Source organism: Litoribrevibacter albus (assembly GCF_030159995.1).
Classification (GTDB): Bacteria; Pseudomonadota; Gammaproteobacteria; order Pseudomonadales; family Litoribrevibacteraceae; genus Litoribrevibacter; species Litoribrevibacter albus.
Genome location: NZ_BSNM01000027.1, coordinates 264,879 through 284,582 on the forward strand (window position 1 = coordinate 264,879; position 19,704 = coordinate 284,582).

Consider the following 19,704-nt stretch of genomic DNA (forward strand, 5'->3'; position numbering starts at 1 on the left):
TCCCCCAAAAAGAAGGCCAAAAGGCCTTCTTTTTGCATCTCCTACTTTTGCATCTATAGCCCCCATCGAATAAAGTAACCGTTAAATATTTAGTTGTAATCAGGTGCCGTTCGAAAAGGATTGAACGAATCCACCTACTCAAAGGACTCATATCATGTCAGAACTTCCATACACATCGAATTATCCCAACACTCTGCCGATATGGAGCCAGCTACAAGAACATCAAGCAAAGGTAAAACAACTCCACTTGCGTGAAGAATTCAGCAAAGACCCGCAACGGGCTGAGCGTTTTTTTCAGAAAGCGGCCGGGATCTACCTGGATTACTCTAAAAACCTGATTACGGATGAAACGATCAAACTGCTGACCCAATTGGCAAATGATGCCGGGCTGCCAGCTGCGATAAAAGCCATGTTCAATGGCGAAAAGATAAACAACTCCGAAGAACGTCCGGCACTGCATGTTGCGCTTCGTAATCAAGCAGCCGTTCCATACAAAGTTGATGGAACAGATGTGATGCCGGAAGTAAAAGCGGCGCTAAACCAGATGGAGCGCTTTGTTTGGTCCATACACAGTGCTCAATGGCGGGGGTATACCAATAAGCGATTCACCGATATTGTGCATCTTGGTATCGGTGGTTCCTATCTTGGCCCTAAAGTCGTATCAGCTGCACTCAAGCCTTATTGGAAAGCCGGCCTCAATCTGCATTATGTGGCAAACATCGACGGCACACACATCACCGAAGAGCTCAAACACTTATCACCAGAAAGCACGCTGTTTATCATTGCGTCGAAATCATTTGGTACTCAAGAAACCATCATGAATGCCAAATCGGCTAAAGCCTGGTTTTTACGAAACGGCGGCTTGGAAGAAGATGTCCACAAACATTTCGTAGCCATTACCGCGAATAAACAAAAAGCCTATAACTTCGGAATTCGAGAAGAAAATATATTCCCTATGTGGGATTGGGTAGGCGGCCGTTACTCACTCTGGTCCACCATTGGATTACCCATTGCCTTGACCATCGGCATTGAGAACTTCAAAAACCTGTTGGCCGGTGCCTACGATATGGATGAGCACTTTCGAACAGCACCTCTGGATCACAACATTCCAGTCATTTTAGGCTTGCTCGGCGTTTGGTATTCAAACTTCTTTAACGCCGACTCCCATGCGATTCTGCCATACGATCATTACTTGCGTGCATTACCGGCCCATATCCAACAGTTGGATATGGAGAGTAACGGCAAGAGCGTTACTCACAAAGGGGAAGCGGTTGACTGGTCTACCGGTCCTATCATCTGGGGGGGGGCTGGCGCGAACGGTCAGCACGCGTATCACCAGTTACTGCACCAAGGGACACACTTTCTACCAGCGGATTTTATTATGCCGCTGCGTACCCATAACCACATTGGCGACCATCACGCCCTCCTATTGTCCAACTGCCTTAGCCAGAGCCAGGCGCTGATGCAAGGGAAGACTCTTGAAGAAGCGAAAGCAGAACTTAAAGCGCAAGGTAAAACGGACAGTCAAATTGACGAGCTTGCTCCACACAAGGTGATTCCCGGTAATCGTCCGTCGAACACCATCTTATTTGAAAAATCCACGCCAAGAACCATTGGTGCGTTGATTGCAATGTACGAACATAAAGTCTTTGTTCAAGGCGTGATCTGGAACATCAACTCCTTCGATCAATGGGGTGTGGAACTTGGTAAAGAACTGGGCGAACACATTTATCAGATTATTACCGGTGAGAACGAGACCAATGGTCAGGACAGCTCCACTAAACACCTGATCGAACTATTTAAGAAAATCAACAACCGCATCTAACCCTTCTTCTTATTGCTTTGGAGGCAGACTTGCCCCCAAAGCAGTCTCTTGATACTCTCCGCGCAGTTTTTGAACCCAATGACCCCCTAACAGGTCCATTCCATTTCTTCGAAAGAGAGAGTCACTATGTCAAAAGTATGCGTTATTGGTGCTGGCACGATGGGAGCCGGCATCGCTCAAGCATTTGCGAGCAAAGGCTTCACCGTTGTATTAAGAGACATTCAACAAGAGTTTGTAGATCGTGGCCTTGCGGGTATTCAAAAGAATCTGGATCGCTTAGTCGCTAAAGAAAAGCTTTCACAAGAACAAGCGGATCAGGTTCGCGCAAACCTGACCGGTAGCGTGGACATTCAAGACGCAGCTGACTGTGACCTTATTGTTGAAGCCGCCGTCGAAAACATGGCCATCAAGAAGCGTATTTTCGAAGAGCTGGATGCAGTCTGCGAAGAAAAAACCATCTTTGCGACTAATACATCGTCCCTATCGATCACAGAAGTAGCGGCGGCCACCAATCGCCCAGACAAGGTGATCGGTATGCATTTCTTCAATCCTGCACCAATCATGAAGTTGGTAGAAATCATTCGCGGCATCACCACCAGCGATGACACCTTTAGTAAGGTGAAGTCCATTACCGAAGAAATCGGTAAAACGCCTGTTGAAGTGGCAGAAGCACCAGGGTTTGTCGTAAACCGTATTCTGATTCCAATGATTAATGAAGGCATTGCAATCTTTGCTGAAGGAGTGGCCTCAGCGGAAGACATCGACGCCGCCATGAAACTGGGCGCAAACCACCCAATGGGCCCATTGGCACTGGCTGACCTGATCGGTTTGGATGTCTGCCTGGCCATTATGGAAGTACTGCAGGACGAGTTCGGGGACAGCAAATACCGCCCACACCCACTGTTAAGAAAGTACGTACGTGGTGGCTGGTTAGGTCGTAAATCCGGTAAAGGGTTTTACGACTACAACTAGTGCACTTACACCCGGAGACTATCAATAATCAGTCTCGGAACTAAAAAAGGCCCATTCATTTGGGCCTTTTCTATTCCAGCTTTACCAAAGCGTCTTATTCACCAATATGCCAGCCGGAAGTAATTGGATAGCGTCGGTCTTTACCAAAGCCACGTTGAGTAATGCGGATACCTATCGGCGCCTGTCGGCGTTTGTATTCATTAAGATCCACCAAACGCACCACCCGATAAACATCTTCTTTTGAAAACCCTTGAACTACAATGTCATCAGCACTGACATCTTCTTCTACATACAGTCGCAGGATTTCATCCAACACATCATACGGTGGCAACGAGTCTTCGTCTTTTTGATCTGGGGCTAGTTCTGCCGAAGGCGGACGAGTAATCACTCGATCCGGAATCACTTCTGACACGGTATTACGGTATCGACTTAAAGCAAATACCAGAGTCTTAGGTACATCTTTAAGGACATCAAAGCCACCCGCCATGTCACCATAAAGCGTGGAATACCCCACCGCCATTTCAGATTTGTTGCCGGTGGTTAATACCAGATAACCTTTCTTATTGGATATGGCCATCAGCAACACACCTCGACAACGCGCCTGAAGATTCTCTTCGGTGGTATCACGCTGCGTGCCTTCGAATTCATCTTCCAGCATTGTCATGAACGCATTAAAGGACGCTTCAATCGGAATCACCTTGTATCGCACACCCAATGCATTGGCTTCTGCCTCTGCATCCTGCAAACTCATTTGAGAAGTATATTTGTAGGGCATCATTACCGCTTCAACACGCTCAGCGCCAATTGCATCCACAGCAACAGCTAACGTTAACGCTGAATCAATACCACCGGACAAGCCCAGCACAACGCCTTTAAAATGGTTTTTATTCACATAATCACGAACACCTGTCACCAGTGCTTGATACACAGAGGCATGTTCTGATAATTCATCAACCACTTCACCCGAAATCACTACGCGATCATGCTCCGCATCTAATGTTAAAGGCACCAGCATTTCCTGATACTGTTGAGCCAACACCACTCGGTTACCTTGAGCATCTACTGCCATTGAGGCACCGTCGAAGATTAACTCGTCTTGTCCACCTACCTGATTCACGTACAGCAGGCTGATTTGATGTTTACGGCAATGCTCTTCAATCAACAGATGGCGTTCGGTCACTTTATTTTGATGAAACGGTGAAGCATTCAGGTTCAGAATGCATTGGGCTCCGGCATCCACCGCATCCGCAACAGGCGAGTCATGCCACACGTCTTCACAGATGGTAATTCCAAAGGTGATCCCTTCGATATCCAGCACCACCGCTTTTGTATGACCTTCGGTAAAATACCGCTTTTCATCAAACACCTGGAAATTAGGCAATTTTTGCTTGTGATAACGAGCCAACTCTGCACCAGCAAACAGAACCACAGCAGAGTTATATAATTTGTTCGCCTCTTTAAGCGGCAGCCCTAAGACAACGTATACATCTTGAGGCAGCTCTTTTTTCAAGCGTTCCAGAGCTTGACTGATCCGCTTGTCCAAGCTTGGACGAAGCAACAAATCTTCCGGCGGATACCCGGTTAATACCAGCTCAGGAAACAATACCAATTCTGCATCATGTTCAGATTGGGCAAGCCTTACTTGATCCAGCACCAGTTGCGTATTTCCTTCGATATCGCCCACCAAAGGGTTCACTTGTGCCATTACAACGGATAGTTTTGCCATGAATGTTCCTTAACTCTGTATTTATGCTGGTGCGTATTGTCTTAAATCTTATACCATTTATCAAAGCACAATATGATGCCTCATGTGTTAATCTTGCAAACTCAGACATGCAGAGCAACTCATGCTGGACAACTGCTCGATTCAAGGTACTTTTTTGTTACAAAGGATGTTTACATTCCATGCCACAAGGTCTTTGGCTACCCAATCGTCGATTGATTGAAGTTTATAACTACTATCGCCTGTTACTTTCCCTCAGTTTGGCGTTAGCAATGAGTGCAGTGCTTGGCGCTCAAGCAGAAACAGAACTGCACACCACCTTTAAGCTTTATCAAGTCATTAGTTATAGCTACCTGTTTGCGGCCTTGGTATTAACGGCTTTGCTGATGGTGTTACGCAAAGTCCGGATTGGCCACATCATCGCCACGATAACACTCGATATTACCTTTTTAACCATCCTGATGTATGCCAGCGGCGGTATCCATAGCGGCCTCGGTAATCTCATCATCATTGCGGTAGCCTGTGGAAATATTATCACCACCGGACGCTTTGGGCTTTTGTTCGCCGCTATTGCGTCCATCAGTACCTTATATATGGAGTTTTACCTTCAACTGGAGCAAAGTAGTGCTTCATCCGGGTATGTTCGTGCCGGACTGCAAGGGCTGATGTATTTTGGCACCTCCATTTTGATTCAAAATGTCACCAAGCGAATTGATGAAAGTGAGCATCTTGCCAAAGAGCAGGCCCGCGAGATTATCAATCTCGAGCATCTCAACAAGATGATCATTCAACGTATGCGAACGGGGATCATTGTCTGTTCTGAAGGAGGTAGAGTTCACCTTGTTAATGAAGCAGCCAAAGCCTTAATGCCCAGTGACAGTTCACATAACGCGCTTCAATCATCACCGCACATTTTGCCGCCGCTTATCTGTCAGTATTTATCCGACTGGAAATCCGGTTTGAAGCACCAATTTGCCACCTTTTCCTCCATTGGCGGCCATACTGAAGTACGATGCAGCTTTGCCCGACTGACAGCACACTCTGAAGAAATTTTGATTTTTCTGGAAGACGCATCCAAATTAAAACGGGAAGCACAGCAACTCAAGCTTGCTTCTCTGGGACGACTAACCGCCAGTATCGCTCATGAGATTCGCAATCCACTGGGCGCTATCAGTCATGCCTCGCAATTGATGCAGGAATCACAGAACCTAGACAAAGCAGACCTTAAACTGGCCAGCATCATTCAAAATCATTGCCTGCGGGTAAACCGCATCATCGAGAATGTTTTACAGCTGTCCAAACAGCGTGTGGCCTCAGCCGACCACATAAAGTTAAGTGAATGGCTACCCAACCTGGTGGAAACCATTCAACAGGGCAACATCGAAAGTGAAGTTACATTAACCTTCAATCAACATGTTGTAGCTCAATTTGTGGACAGTCAGCTTGAACAAGTGGTGACAAACTTAATTACCAATGGTTTAAGATACAGCCAACAGACAACAGGAAAAGCCACTGTAGAACTGCTGACCGATGTGGATCAGAAAACAGGTCTTCCCTTTCTTGATGTCATCGACGACGGTCCAGGCATTCTTGAATCCGATCCAGAAAAAGTATTTGAGCCCTTTTATACCACTGACAGTGCAGGCACAGGGTTGGGACTGTTCATTTCAAAAGAACTCTGCGAGCTGAACCATGCCAACCTAGACTACAGTAAGCACCCGATCAAAGGCAGCCAGTTTAGAATTACTTTCGCCCATCCAGATAAGATTATTTGATATGAACCAGCATGTATTAATTATTGATGACGAACCGGATATCCGTGAACTACTGGATATCACTTTGATGCGAATGGGTCTGGATGCCACATTGGCGGAAAACGTACAACAGGCAAAAGAACACCTCCAGGCTCAATCATTTGATCTCTGCCTAACCGACATGAACCTACCGGATGGCAACGGCATTGACCTGGTGGCACATATCCAGGAGCACTACCCAGATACCCCAGTAGCGGTGATTACCGCTTATGGCAGTATGGAAACAGCCATCACTGCGCTAAAAGCCGGTGCCTTTGACTTTGTCTCGAAACCCATTGACCTGAAACACTTACGAGATTTGGTTCAATCCGCCCTCAAACTACCATCAAGTGAAAAAAACACTAAGACCTTGAAGCATGTTACCCAAGAGCCTACAGCCGCCACCTCAAAAATTCTGGGTGAGTCCAAGGCCGTGCAACTGCTTCGCAAACAAGTAGCAAAACTCGCTCGAAGCCAAGCGCCTGTGTATATCCACGGGGAATCAGGCAGCGGTAAAGAATTGGCTGCAAAACTGATTCATGATCTTGGTCCCCGTTCAGAAGGCCCCTTCATTGCGGTCAACTGCGGGGCCATCCCCAGCGAATTGATGGAAAGTGAATTCTTTGGTCACAAAAAAGGCGCATTCACCGGCGCAACCGAAAATAAGGAAGGTTTCTTCCAAGCTGCCAATGGCGGTACGCTGTTCTTGGATGAAGTGGCCGATCTACCACTAGCCATGCAGGTGAAGTTGTTGCGAGCCTTGCAAGAAAAATCCGTTCGACCGGTTGGGGAGCAAAAGGAAATTTCAATTGATGTGCGCATCCTAAGTGCTACCCATAAGGATCTCAGTGCGGAAGTGGATCTAGGACATTTTCGGCAAGATCTTTTCTACCGCATTAACGTGATCAACTTAAATGTACCGTCACTGAGAGAACGCCAAGAAGACATCACGTTATTGGCCTCCTACATGCTGGATAAAATTGCCTCAGAATGGCAAATGGACCAGATTGAGCTTGATCCTTCCGCAATGGCAGAGCTACAAAACTATCCCTTCCCTGGGAATATTCGAGAGCTTCAGAACATATTGGAACGGGCTTACACCCTATGTGAAGATGATGTGATTCGTGTAGAAGATCTACAACTGCCTACCACCAAATCCAAAACGATGAACGACGCGTCGGAAGTCGACATCACAGAAATTGAGTCATTGGATCATTATCTGGAAAGCATTGAGAAGAAAGCAATTCAACAAGCCTTGGAAGAAACACGTTGGAATAAAACAGCCGCAGCCAAGCGACTGGGCATTACCTTCCGGGCGCTACGATACAAACTCAAAAAACTGGAAATGGAATAGTAGAACTCATTTAAGTGAACAAAATTCAAATAGCCTCAGCTATAAGTTCTACTTCCCTTACCCTATTTACACAATGTTGCAAAAGCCTACGTTTATTAATATTAAAATTGGAACCAGTACTCATTAAAATATCCAACCCAAATCATAATAAAAACAAGAAAAATATAACGTCGGTTGGATATGAAAAAAACATTACACGGTTTCTCTCTGGTTGAACTCACAGTAGTCATTGCGATTGTGGCCATTACGGCTTATTTGGCGATGCCGTCGTTCTATCAGTGGAAGAACAAACACAATGTTGAAGCAGCAGTGTCTACGCTGATGGACGCTATTAACTTCACACGTTACACCGCCATAGAAACCGACAGCACTATCACTTTATGTCCTACCTCAGATCATCAACATTGCTCCAAAGACTGGCAAGGCGCATTGATGATCTTTAAAGATTCAAACAAAGACAGAACACTAAACACCGATGAAGAATTAATCCGTATTGAAAACTTGAACCTGGAAGGCTATATCAAGTCTGAATCCTGGTTCGGCAGTCATCGATACTTACAAATGACGCCAGGCGGACTGACAAATAATCAGAACGGTCGATACACCATTTGCCCTAGCAACGGTGATTCACAATTGGCCCGTCAAATTATCATTAATCGTCGAGGAAAAGCTCGTCTTGCTAAAGACTGGAACCAAGACGGTATTGTTGACGGCAGTAAAGGAAATCCTGTCAGTTGTGGCACGAACGCGGCGTAGACAGATTACCAAGGAAGACAGTGATCACTCCCTGTGATTCGACATCCTTCACCATGATTCGAAAGCGTTAAAATTCCATCCTCCTCTGCCAAGTTGGATACAGGTGTCGCTTCTAACAGTATTTCATTTTTCCCATTAAACGCCTTGATGCTGATCTGGTAATGAGTACTTCCTTGTTGAGGGACCTTTGGGTTACAAAGCGTTGCCAGGTTCTTACCGGAATAAAGTTGATAGATTTCTGAAAAGCTACCTAACTTAATTTTTTGTTGAACCAAATTAGTAACACACGTCATAAGAGACTGTTGAGCCAAAGTCCGATGTTCTGACTGAATAAACGATTGATAACTGGGGAATGCGATTAAACACAGAAGACCAATGATCACGAGAACAATTAACAACTCGATCAACGTAAAGCCGATGTGTTTTACAATCGAGGCCATACTAACTCTCTTGAAACAGTTAAGGCTTCTGACAGCTGACTTACCGAACGTCGATAAAGAAAGGTTGATACCACTGTACTGTCCCCGGTATTTCTAAGCTCAAAGCACACCCAATGAATAGGAGAAATGATATCTTCCGAGCCAAACCACTGGCTCTCAATCGACTGCACTTCTGCTTCATCTAACGAGCGCCCGTACAAGCCCCATACGTTATTATCTAATGGCATAAATGAACACGAAGTATACTTATCACTATCGCTCAGACACGATTCGTTATAGTTTTCTTCCTTCAATAATAAAGCGGTTAATTGCTTATCCAGTTGTCGAAGCGCTCTCTGTTTTTCGTAATATCTCTCGTAATAGTTAACCAAACTCCACTGAGATAGAGTGTATTTGGCTAACGCTAATGACGAGGTTGAAACAATCAAAAGAAGAAAAAGCACCCAGAATATAATGAGACCATTCTGTCGATCAGGAATTTGGGAGTATGACCAAAGTCGTAAATTTTTCGGTAATTGCATTATCTCGGGATTCCATTTTCCAATAATCCACATGGACTTTATTTACTTGATCCGGCCGATAAGTCATGACGGATACGCGAATTGCCAAGGCCTTCATTGAATTAGCATCAAATTCTCCAGCAGAGACATAAGCATCAGGTACCCCATCATATTGCCCCAGCAGAAAGCGCCCTTCTTCAAATGCCCCTTGATCCACAGCCACTTGATAGTCCAAATGTTCAATTCCCTCTGTCAACCAATCACCTCGGCCTGAAGAAATACACTTCAACTCGTTACCACCGTAAATATAATCTTGTACAACAAACGCATCCTCAATTACTGAACTTCGGCTACTATTTCCAAGACAGTTCTTTAAAACACCTATATCTGGTAAGACTTGGTTATATCGAATGAAAACGGAACCATCTGAGAACTGAACTGATGGCTCGGATTGATTTAACCCAGCTCCCGCTCGTACAAAATATTTCGATAAATACGTAAGCGAGAAATGACCAACCTCCTGATTCTCTATCTGTAACGCCTGACTACGATAAAACCTGGCAATAGAGACAAACCATTCGACACAGGCAAGTGATAACAAGCTGCTCAACAACAGAACAATCATTATCTCAATCAAAGAAAAGCCCGATCGCTTCATAACCACTGCCTATAACAAGAATCGCTCAATACAGTCTTGTTCCTGATCACAATGCTCCGTACCCGCGCCAAACCATGCCACCGACATACACAAAGTATTCTCACACCGTCGAATACTGGCATTAGCAGAAGGAAATAATGTGTGAAGATTTTCAGAGAGATGAGACAAGTCCAAACGAACTAACTCTTGAGGGGAGCAAGGATTACAGGTCACAGAAGAAAGATTCGAAAGATCATTAACCTGGTAGGCATTTCGCTGGTCATAATTGAGATAAATCCGACGGGATGCTTCCTCAATTAAAGCAAGCGCTTGTGCGGTGTAAAAGCCGCGATCTAATTGCTGTTGAGCTGCCATCTGAAGACGCGCCGTTCCCAACAACGTAATCGAAATTAGCAGCAAAGCAACGAGAAGTTCTATAAGAGAAAATCCACTCTTTCGTAACATGCATCACATCCTTGTGACTGATCAGTTCCGTTGGAGCAAATATATAAAGAGTAGTATTGGAAGTAACTACGAAAGTGGTTGGAAATTAAAAGCTATTACAAGAGATTAGGGTTATTTCTCACAATAATCTGGGGGATCAGAGCCATCTAAAGGCGCATAATTGAATACCCCAGTTTTTCCTATAGTAATAACACCACATGCATCGTCTTCTTGAGATCCTTTTGGTTGAGCTTTTAGAAGATAACCATCTCGGGAGGCACTGGAAATTGTTACAACATAGTGATTTGTCACCCCCTCATCCAATGCCATTAACAAATTTTCATCAGGCACACCTGTATCGCCGCCTCCAGTAGCAGCCCCCTTATAAGTCTGGCGCTCAAACTTATACTGTTCCATCTCTGTAGTAAGCTCGATCATTGTCGCCATAGCATCAGCTCGATACCCGGTCCGAATAAACTCCTGATACGATGGAAAGGCAATAACCGCAATAATGCCAATAATGGCAATAACTACCATTAATTCAACCAGGGTAAATCCTTTAGATCGTGAAATATTTTGGTTAATCATTATCTAATATCCTAGGAAGATCGGACTTATTTAATCTTCTAATTTTTATAACTTCATCACTTTCCCAGTCAATAGAAACCTCGACCCAACGAGCCCCTTTCAGCCCTGAACAACCTACTAAAGTTTTCCCAGACCGATCATAGCAAGTCACTAATGACGAGACTGAAAATGCTTGGTCAGAAATAACAATACTATTTTTTGAAAAATCATCTAATGTGCCTGAAACAAATCTATAATCACTCTCAACTGCATTAGCAAAGCCACTTAGAGTTAGTAACGCAAGAAAGTAAACTATGCCTCTTCGCCCAACTATCATTTGAGTTCCTCCCATGAAATTTTATTCGGTTCATTTGTATGAGGTGAAAACAATTCAATAATAGGTTTTTCAAACGTTGACTGGCCTATACCGTCATTTCCTAATCTTGTTAACCCAGCAGGAGGACTCTTAAGTTGGTAACCCGCAAGCGTACTATCTTCCTCATTTATTTCACCATCCCGATTAAAGTCTAAGATTGGCCCTGGATTAGAGCCGTACAATAACGAAATTGCCATGGTGAAACCGGAAGCCCCAAAGGTACAAGGATCAACTTCAGGTATAAGACTATTGAAGATCACATAATCAGAAGCCCTTAAAGGATTATGAATGATTCTTTCTCCGGAAGCAGGTAAGGCCAAATACCATCCCATTTTTCTTGATATTCCCGATTCATCAGATTCATACCCATACAGAAAAGTTGCTTCAGACGAATTAGCAGGCTCAATTGAACGTGTTGCAATTGTTTCCCCATCAACCAGAACACTAGACACTTTAATAACGCGCTCAGCAAATAAATTGGAATCGGAGCTTATAGAGAGATTATATTTCGAGTTGGCATGCATGACCGTATAGACATACTCGGCATCGGCTGAGTCATGGTCACCTTCAGCAAGAAACTGACCCGTTCCAAAAAACAGTAACTGATTGGGCCAAGTTTTAACGTCAAAAACAACGGGGTTATCAACAACCACCAGTTCAGTTGTTATAGGTCTTTGACCTTCCGTTATAAACACGGGGGTAATCTGAGAACCACTGTATGACTTTGGCGTTCCGTTATCATAAGTTATTTGACTATCAAATACCCACTCAGATGGATTTGTTGAGAAAGTATTTATCGCCCAAACATTTCCTTTCAGGTCTCCAGCATAGATAAAATCTCCAGTACCATTACCATCCAGATCTCTAACAGTAATACTAGACATACCGTTACAGGCATCAAGACATTGCCCCGAAGACAAAGCCCCAACACCAGTATCAAAGGTTTTGAGAAGAGCTCCTGTTGCGATATCCAACATGAAGATCTTAGCTTTACCATCTAATAAATTATGATATCCATTCGCCAATAGCACGACCCAAGATCCATCATTCATTTTGGCTACTTTTGCCTGGGGATACGTCAGCCCAAGAGAATCAAGTGACACCTCCCATAAAACCTTATTAGAGGTACTTTCTGTTATCGTTTCTGGATCGGTGACATCAATAGCAAAAATAGATTTCCCACCGGCACCCAGACCACCAAGAAGAAGAGTTTTCCATGCACCACCAATGTAAGCATCAGCAACTTCTACAGTCCCATCAACGTAATACCGGTGATTGTAAGATTTATCTACAAGATAGTGTAAACCCCGATCTGCTTCAGTAGAGACAACTCCTGCCGGTATAAATGCAAACTGTTCTTCCCCGTTCGAAGCATTAAATGCATGTAACATTCCATCATTAGAGCCCACATAGAGCATTGGTGTCCGAGAAAACAGGCTTCTCATATAGGAAATATAACCAGGCTCAATATAATCAGGCCAACTTGAAGCAGCACCAGATACATATACAGGTGCAGAATTGATAATATCTCCCAATACAGTAGAACGATCCCGGAAAGCGCCTTCACTTGCCCCTTCTCTAGACCGCTCTCCACGAAGATAATCAACCGCATCAGAAATGAAGTCGTTTTCGCCCTTACCCGCATTCTGGTAAAACGAGATATAGTCAGAATTATATAAAGTTTTCAGATCTGATAAATGAGCACTAGGAAGACTATTTTTACGAAACGCTACCGCATTCCCCGCGTCAACGTCATAAGTTAGAATATTACGTTGATCGGGCTGTTTAGCGTCCAACTTCTCTGATGCCTTCCATTCAACATCTCCAACTTGAAGATCACCGGTAAGTTGCTGTGCTATCAGCTCGCCTCCCCAGGAACCAGAGGTAAACTGTGCATAATAGAATTTACTGTCAGTACGATAGCTTGTTGAGTTAAAAGCCAATGCAGATGCGGTGCCTGTTCGGCTCTCAATTTCATCAATAGATGCCTCAAGAGATTCAATTAACGATTGAGGGTTATTTGCATTTAAATATAGTCCGTGGCCATTCCATGCGGCGTGACGAATATCATCAATGGTCGAGCTTTTATTAGATTCGGGTTTCGGCCAACTAAAGGATTTATCTGGATATAAAGGCATTCCATCTTCATCTGTCTCCTGACCAGATACAGAACTATTTGGGACAATTTGACCATTCACTCCAAATGCGACAGTAAACGTCACCATATGCTGTCCAGGGTTTTCATCAACCCCTTCAATAGTGGGAACCTCATCAGCTAAAACATTATCTTCAAAGAAGTCTGTAGCATAGTACTTCAATGCTACGTCGGCTAAAGTATTCGAATAGCTATCTCGGTCTGAAGCCCTGACATATTCATTGGTAGATAATCCATCAATATCACCAGGGCCTGTCCAGTCTGTATCACTATTCCAATAACCATCGGTCATAAGAATGGTATAGTTTTGCTGACAAGAGCCACCTTTATCTTGTGCTTGAATTGGAGAATTACCTCCCTTGAAGTACTCCCCCGCCTCTTCTAAAGCACTTCTTAAAGGAGTACCGCTGCTCGAGCCAACACTATAAACACTGGACAGTAATGAAGTCTTGTTGCTTTCGACTCTCATATCAGAAACAGAATAGCGAACACGGTTCCAAATAGTGTTCATTCCCATTCTAGCTTCGGAGTTTTCTATCACTTCACCAACAGCCTTTTTAGCAACATTCTTTCTGGTTCGGTAATAGGTATACCAATTACGAAAATTCTGTTTCTCAGTAGTGGACATAGAGGTGTATTGAACAATATCTGAATACTCAGTGGAACACTCCCCCTTATCGTATAACCCGTCATGGTCCAAATCATTCCAGGGTACATATCCATAGTCACTATTCAAACTAACTGAACTTTGACTATAGCTCCCAGCCCACGGAGTGTATTCAATACTTGAATCATAAGCGGTGGAATTATAACCTGCACACATTTGAAGAATGTCATCAATTAAATATCCTTGGCTATCAAGCTCTTCAGTTGAACTATAAAAAGTTGAAGGATATAAAGGCGTCTTAGTTGTTGAGATTTTGCTGGGTAAATGTCCACTATTGAATAAATACTCTTCATAATCATCATGTAAATAATATTTATCCGTCAAAAACGCTGATTCTTTACACCGCCCCTGTTTATCGGTTTTTTTACAGTATTCATAGCTAAAGTAATATGTACCCTTGGGATGTGCATCCTCTGCTTCCTTAGTTTTTGTGACATCCCACGCCATACTGCCAGAATCATCCATTACAAAATAAATGTTAGGCTGAACACTAAAACCAAGAAACAAAGGACGATCTTTAATCACTCCTGGGGCAGCATAAATGTAAGAAGAGATCATCAATAAACCCACAGAATAAATCTTATTGGATAACCTTTTAGTGATCATACTTAGTACCTTCTTAAATGCTGAATGCATAATGTGTTCGGATGACTGTTGAAGCTAATCCTTCAACTCCCCAACCAATAGCAGTGACTCTAAATGCATAACGACCTTGGGGACCATCATCGTCGCTTTCTGTTCGGCCTAAATATTCAACAATTGCCAATGGTTGCTTTTCAAAAGAAGCATCATATTCAATTTCAATAAAACTCATATCGGAACGACCTGTATCCCAAGCTTTCTCATTCTTATACTCAAAATCTCCATCGGCGGGGAACGAGAAATCAATTTCATTAGCCGCATCAAACACCAAACTATACCGACCTTCACTACCGTCAAAAGATGACGCAATTAACTGTGTTGATGTAATTTGATTTTCTATAAGCTCACCAACTTGAGCTACTGCAAACTCGGCAGCCTCAAAGGAGAGTTGCTTCATTCTCGCGTTGTAATTAGATTCAAGTGTCAAGGTAACATTCTTGGTCGTTGATACGCCCCAAAGCGTCATAATTAGCATTAATGCCAAACAAACAAGCAAAACATTGCCTGATTGATATTTTAGAGATATACGTTTTATCGTTGACATAACCTATAACCCCTTATTCCTAACCTTAACCATATTTACAAGCTCTTGAGAGGTATTTCCTCCCTGAATAGTAATAGAGACTTTAATCTGAACAGGTTTATTGCGACCAGTTACGTCTGAAAGGCTATCTACGAACCAATCAGTGATTCCATCATTATCATCATCAACACCATAAAAGACCTGAAAATCTTCAACTAGCCTTACAATTTCATTGGAAGTTGAAGGGGTCTCACCATTAATGAGTCGAAATAAAGACTTTGTACTTCCTTCATCTATTTCGGAGTCAGCGACTACATACCTCACATCGAAATAACGACCAATGAACGTAGCGCCGCCACTTGCTGAAGCATTATATGAAGCAGAAATTTCTCTTGAGTCACCTAGATTAAGTTGATTACTGAAACCATCAAAGCTTTCCCCAGTAGAGAAATCCAACCTAGCTACAGAGCCATCTGCAATCCCATCATCTAAGCCACCAAGATCAAATGCTGACGCATTCAGAACCTCCGGATCATTAGTCAGAATAAACGAAGTCGCATTCTCACAATTAGAAGCAACTAACCAATCTCCTTTTGAAATTAGAGAATTGCCATTGCTATCAAATACATTCTTAGCATCAACTAAAAATGCAGGCTCGGGAAAGAATTGCCCAATCGTATCTCTAGATATCACACGTACATCTAAGTCCTGCATATAGAACAGAGACAAACTATCAGGATTACTCCCACCATCCTGACCCGCAACGCCCCAATAGCTATCAGGAACCAACGATGTGGCTGTTCTAATCAGCTTATCTAGAGATTCATCAGCTTTTTTGGGATTAATATCGGTAAACACACATCCCATATACCCAGCTTGAGTCAAATCACTTTTGACAAACTTAAGTGCAACCCTAGTTGACTCCATTAGCTGCAAAGCATCTGCATTTAACTCAAATGTCTCGCCTACTTTGGTAAACAAACGGACAACTGCAGCCATTAAAACTGAGGCAATTAAAACAGCAACCAGTACCTCAACTAACGTATACCCTTTGTGAATACGATTCTTCATGATTGCCTCAACTATGGTCGAACTATTGTTTTCATACATGTAAGATCAATTTTAGGATTTCCACTGCATTTCGTGCCTAACTCAACATCAGAGCCATCAGAATTTTGAGCCATTTGGCGATCATCCCACATGATAGTCACTTCGTAATATGTAGTTTGAACACCAGTACCCTCAACCTTCAAGCTGTCTGTTTTACGTTCAATTTTACCTTGTCCTTTTGGAAGGGACTCTCCTATCATCATTTCCCATTCCGCAAGCATATGACGAATCATCGTAGTTCTTGCACAGCCAGTTCCACAATCAGTCACGAGATTTGCTTGATAATTTGGCGATCCCCAAAAGTCAGCAGAAAAGGAATCATAAAGAGCACTAACGCCTTGATTAGAGGTAGGATTTGAAGACACCTGAGACTTAATAGCGTCACTTATATAAGTAGCAGCCTCCATCGCATAGACCTTATTCATCGCACTCGTATTTCGCTTCATTGCTGTACTTTGAAGCACTCCCATCCCAAGGAGCGAAACCATTAAAATAACGGCAGCAGCAATCACCTCAATGATGGTATAACCTACTTGTCCCTTAGACATTTGAAGACCTCTATCAGCAGTCAGGCAAAGATGTTAACAATGGATTCCCGGCAGGAGTCAAAGAAAGGCGGCGTCGTTTATTTCCATTTGCTTCGGCATAGCAGAAATGAATGTCTCCACTAGTATTAGCAATCCCTTCTCCATTGAAAATAAAACCAGTGACAGACGCTGTAGAAGTAACTTCTTTATAGTCACCCCGACTCTTTAACACAGACTCGTCTTCACTTACCACGCCATCTCCATTTGAATCGACAAAAACAAGCCAACCATTTGCCCATTCATTTCCTGATGTCCCACACTGGTTCTCAACATTGGTTTTTAGCGCACAAATCGTCACTTCCGAGCGAATTTTTAGCGCCTGACTCTTCGCATATACAATGGCAGCAAGGGTATCGTTCGCTTGAGTCTTTAGTCGCTGCCCATGAATCATATTCTTAAAAGAAGGGAAAGCGATCAGCAGAATCACTCCCAAAATCGCAAGAACGACCATAAGCTCAATCAAACTAAATCCAAGATTTTTCTTTGAAAACAAATTCATTTCTCCGTGGACTTACATACACAGTCAGGTTTTTCGTAATAATTTTAGTATACGTAATGACAATTTAATCACTTAGCCATAGCTGACCAGCGGTCAAAATCCTCAGACTGAGTGGTAAAGCTTTGAATTACAGAGAATATTTACGTGATGAGTATCACAAAAGAAAGGAAACGGGGGAGGAGTAACTGAGGTCTAAACCTCAGTTACCGGGATACGAAGCTCTTTTGGCATGGAGAAAACAACGTTCTCTGGTTTGCCTTGCAGCTCTTCAGGTGCATCAGCACCAAAGGCTTTCAGGCGCTCGATCACGCCACGAACCAAGACTTCAGGTGCGGAAGCGCCAGCCGTAATACCTATTGAAGCAACACCATCCAGCCAGGCTTTTTCGATCTGCTCAGCATCATCAATTAAATAGGCAGAGCACCCCATGCGCTCAGACAACTCACGCAGGCGATTTGAGTTCGAACTGTTAGGTGAGCCAACCACCAACACCAGATCACAATCAGACGCTAACTCTTTAACCGCATCTTGCCGATTCTGAGTGGCATAGCAGATATCGTCTTTGCGAGGGCCTTCAATCTTTGGAAAGGTCTCGCGAAGCGCAATAATGACCTTGGCTGTATCATCCATAGATAAGGTCGTCTGGGTGACGTACGCTAATCTCTCCGGGTTATTCACTTTCAGTTGATAAGCATCTTGCTCATTTTCAACCAAGTAAATTTCGCCGCCATGATCATGGTCATATTGGCCCATCGTGCCTTCGACTTCCGGATGTCCCGCATGACCAATCAGCACACATTCACGACCTTCCCGACTGAACTTGGTTACTTCCATATGAACCTTGGTGACCAAAGGACAGGTTGCATCAAAGACCTTTAGGCCTCGACGCTTCGCTTCATCCTGCACAGCTTTGGAAACACCGTGAGCACTAAAAATCACCAAATTATCGTCTGGTACCTCATCGAGTTCATCAACAAAGATAGCCCCTCGACTCTTTAGGCCATTCACCACAAAACGGTTATGAACAACTTCGTGACGAACATAAATAGGAGCACCAAAGACATCCAGCGCACGATTAACAATTTCAATCGCCCGATCAACGCCAGCACAGAAGCCACGAGGGTTTGCCAATTTAATTTTCATCACAACACCTTTGCCCAAAGGCAATTATTAGTTTGCAGCCGTTGCTTGTTCTTGAGCAGGCTGAACATCAACGATCTTAACTTTGAATTCCAAAGTCTCACCAGCCAACGGATGGTTAAAATCAACGATGACTTCATTTTCCAAAATAGATTTCACAACACCAGGCAGTTCAGCCTTATTGGCGTCAGCAAAGGAAAGCATCAAACCTGGCTCTAAATCCACATCCGCGAACTGATCTTTTTTAAAGGATTGCACATTGTTTGGATTTGGCTGACCAAACGCTTTCTCTGGCAACAAAGTGAAGGTCTGCTCGTCACCCACAGTCAATCCAACCAAAACCTCTTCAAAACCAGGTAATAAGTTTCCATCACCCATCACAAAGGTCGCAGGCTTAGTTTCAAAATTCGAATCCACAACGCCACCGTCTGATAACATGATGGCAAAATTTAGAGTGACTTCCATGCCCTCAGCGATTGTATTTGTAGTGGTGTTGGTAGTCATTGAGATCTCCGAGCCATAAACAACGAATCTATCACCAGAATTGCCGCACCAATTGAAATTGCAGTGTCTGCGAAATTAAAGGCGGGAAAGTGATAAACATCATAATACACATGAATAAAATCGATCACATAACCATACACCATGCGATCATAGAGGTTGCCCAACGCACCACCCAGCACCAGTGCAATGGCTATTTTTTCCCATTGGGAAATTTGTTTCCCAAGCAGTAGCCATCCGACCAGGCCAGCCGATACAACCAAAGCGATACCAGCAAAAAACCAACGCTGCCAACCACTTTGATCAGACAAAAAACTAAACGCTGCCCCATAATTATGAAGCAAGGTCCAATTGAACATCGGCATCACTTCAACAGAGACGCCGTAGGTCAGAGCCGAAGAGGCAATTTGTTTAGTAAGATAATCAAACGCAATAACGGCAACGGCTAATAACAACCAAACCGCGCGTTTCTGATGAAATTCCAATGCCATAC

At 43.6% G+C, this 19,704-nt stretch carries 20 protein-coding genes; 5 read left to right on the top strand and 15 right to left on the bottom strand.

Annotated features, from left to right (window positions below; all coding sequences use genetic code 11):
* Window positions 1–154 precede the first annotated feature (154 nt).
* Together pgi and QQL66_RS20950 are read left to right on the top strand one after the other, a co-directional pair.
* Entirely contained in the window at window positions 155–1,825 is a 1,671-nt protein-coding gene (pgi, locus tag QQL66_RS20945) for a glucose-6-phosphate isomerase (protein WP_284384197.1), read from the top strand.
* 126 nt (window positions 1,826–1,951) lie between these two features.
* Window positions 1,952–2,797, top strand: a complete 846-nt coding sequence (locus tag QQL66_RS20950; protein WP_284384199.1) for a 3-hydroxybutyryl-CoA dehydrogenase — start codon at window positions 1,952–1,954, stop codon at window positions 2,795–2,797.
* 94 nt (window positions 2,798–2,891) lie between these two features.
* Here QQL66_RS20950 and QQL66_RS20955 read toward each other — a convergent pair whose 3' ends face one another.
* Window positions 2,892–4,523 carry an NAD+ synthase gene (locus tag QQL66_RS20955; RefSeq protein ID WP_284384202.1) on the bottom strand — a complete coding sequence of 544 codons (1,632 nt, stop codon included), beginning with the start codon at window positions 4,521–4,523 and terminating at the stop codon, window positions 2,892–2,894.
* Window positions 4,524–4,702: 179 nt separating this feature from the next.
* Here QQL66_RS20955 and QQL66_RS20960 point away from each other — a divergent pair, with 179 nt between their 5' ends.
* From QQL66_RS20960 to QQL66_RS20970, 3 genes are all read left to right on the top strand, one after another.
* Complete coding sequence (locus QQL66_RS20960) at window positions 4,703–6,295, top strand: sensor histidine kinase (protein WP_284384204.1); 1,593 nt, start codon at window positions 4,703–4,705, stop codon at window positions 6,293–6,295.
* A gap of 1 nt (window position 6,296) precedes the next feature.
* Complete coding sequence (locus tag QQL66_RS20965) at window positions 6,297–7,667, top strand: sigma-54-dependent transcriptional regulator (RefSeq protein WP_284384206.1); 1,371 nt, start codon at window positions 6,297–6,299, stop codon at window positions 7,665–7,667.
* A 180-nt stretch (window positions 7,668–7,847) separates the two neighbouring features.
* On the top strand, window positions 7,848–8,423 hold the full coding sequence (locus QQL66_RS20970) for a GspH/FimT family pseudopilin (RefSeq protein WP_284384210.1): 576 nt from the start codon (window positions 7,848–7,850) through the stop codon (window positions 8,421–8,423).
* A 5-nt stretch (window positions 8,424–8,428) separates the two neighbouring features.
* Here QQL66_RS20970 and QQL66_RS20975 read toward each other — a convergent pair whose 3' ends face one another.
* The 14 genes from QQL66_RS20975 to lspA form a co-directional block, all read right to left on the bottom strand.
* Entirely contained in the window at window positions 8,429–8,863 is a 435-nt protein-coding gene (locus QQL66_RS20975; protein WP_284384211.1) for a type IV pilin protein, read from the bottom strand.
* Window positions 8,848–9,291: a hypothetical protein gene (locus QQL66_RS20980; protein WP_284384212.1), complete on the bottom strand. Its 444-nt coding sequence runs from the start codon at window positions 9,289–9,291 to the stop codon at window positions 8,848–8,850. The genes QQL66_RS20975 and QQL66_RS20980 overlap by 16 nt, the downstream gene beginning before the upstream one ends.
* A gap of 43 nt (window positions 9,292–9,334) precedes the next feature.
* The gene (locus QQL66_RS20985; protein WP_284384214.1) at window positions 9,335–10,021 is read right to left on the bottom strand and encodes a prepilin-type N-terminal cleavage/methylation domain-containing protein; all 687 of its coding nucleotides are present in this window, start codon (window positions 10,019–10,021) and stop codon (window positions 9,335–9,337) included.
* A gap of 9 nt (window positions 10,022–10,030) precedes the next feature.
* Window positions 10,031–10,465, bottom strand: a complete 435-nt coding sequence (locus QQL66_RS20990) for a prepilin-type N-terminal cleavage/methylation domain-containing protein (protein ID WP_284384215.1) — start codon at window positions 10,463–10,465, stop codon at window positions 10,031–10,033.
* Window positions 10,466–10,576: 111 nt separating this feature from the next.
* Complete coding sequence (locus QQL66_RS20995) at window positions 10,577–11,032, bottom strand: type IV pilin protein (protein ID WP_284384216.1); 456 nt, start codon at window positions 11,030–11,032, stop codon at window positions 10,577–10,579.
* Window positions 11,025–11,348, bottom strand: a complete 324-nt coding sequence (locus tag QQL66_RS21000) for a hypothetical protein (protein WP_284384218.1) — start codon at window positions 11,346–11,348, stop codon at window positions 11,025–11,027. The genes QQL66_RS20995 and QQL66_RS21000 overlap by 8 nt, the downstream gene beginning before the upstream one ends.
* Window positions 11,345–14,815, bottom strand: a complete 3,471-nt coding sequence (locus QQL66_RS21005) for a pilus assembly protein (RefSeq protein WP_284384219.1) — start codon at window positions 14,813–14,815, stop codon at window positions 11,345–11,347. Before QQL66_RS21005 ends, QQL66_RS21000 begins: the two co-directional genes overlap by 4 nt.
* 13 nt (window positions 14,816–14,828) lie before the next feature.
* Window positions 14,829–15,395, bottom strand: coding sequence for a pilus assembly PilX family protein (locus QQL66_RS21010; protein WP_284384220.1), 567 nt, complete (start codon window positions 15,393–15,395; stop codon window positions 14,829–14,831).
* Window positions 15,396–15,398: 3 nt separating this feature from the next.
* Complete coding sequence (locus QQL66_RS21015; protein WP_284384222.1) at window positions 15,399–16,445, bottom strand: prepilin-type N-terminal cleavage/methylation domain-containing protein; 1,047 nt, start codon at window positions 16,443–16,445, stop codon at window positions 15,399–15,401.
* 11 nt (window positions 16,446–16,456) lie between these two features.
* Entirely contained in the window at window positions 16,457–17,032 is a 576-nt protein-coding gene (locus tag QQL66_RS21020; RefSeq protein ID WP_284384223.1) for a PilV family protein, read from the bottom strand.
* A gap of 13 nt (window positions 17,033–17,045) precedes the next feature.
* Entirely contained in the window at window positions 17,046–17,570 is a 525-nt protein-coding gene (locus QQL66_RS21025) for a GspH/FimT family pseudopilin (protein WP_284384224.1), read from the bottom strand.
* A 192-nt stretch (window positions 17,571–17,762) separates the two neighbouring features.
* Window positions 17,763–18,713, bottom strand: coding sequence for a 4-hydroxy-3-methylbut-2-enyl diphosphate reductase (gene ispH / locus QQL66_RS21030; protein WP_284384225.1), 951 nt, complete (start codon window positions 18,711–18,713; stop codon window positions 17,763–17,765).
* A gap of 27 nt (window positions 18,714–18,740) precedes the next feature.
* Window positions 18,741–19,214, bottom strand: coding sequence for an FKBP-type peptidyl-prolyl cis-trans isomerase (gene fkpB, locus QQL66_RS21035; RefSeq protein WP_284384227.1), 474 nt, complete (start codon window positions 19,212–19,214; stop codon window positions 18,741–18,743).
* Complete coding sequence (lspA, locus tag QQL66_RS21040; RefSeq protein WP_284384229.1) at window positions 19,211–19,702, bottom strand: signal peptidase II; 492 nt, start codon at window positions 19,700–19,702, stop codon at window positions 19,211–19,213. Before lspA ends, fkpB begins: the two co-directional genes overlap by 4 nt.
* Window positions 19,703–19,704: the final 2 nt, after the last annotated feature.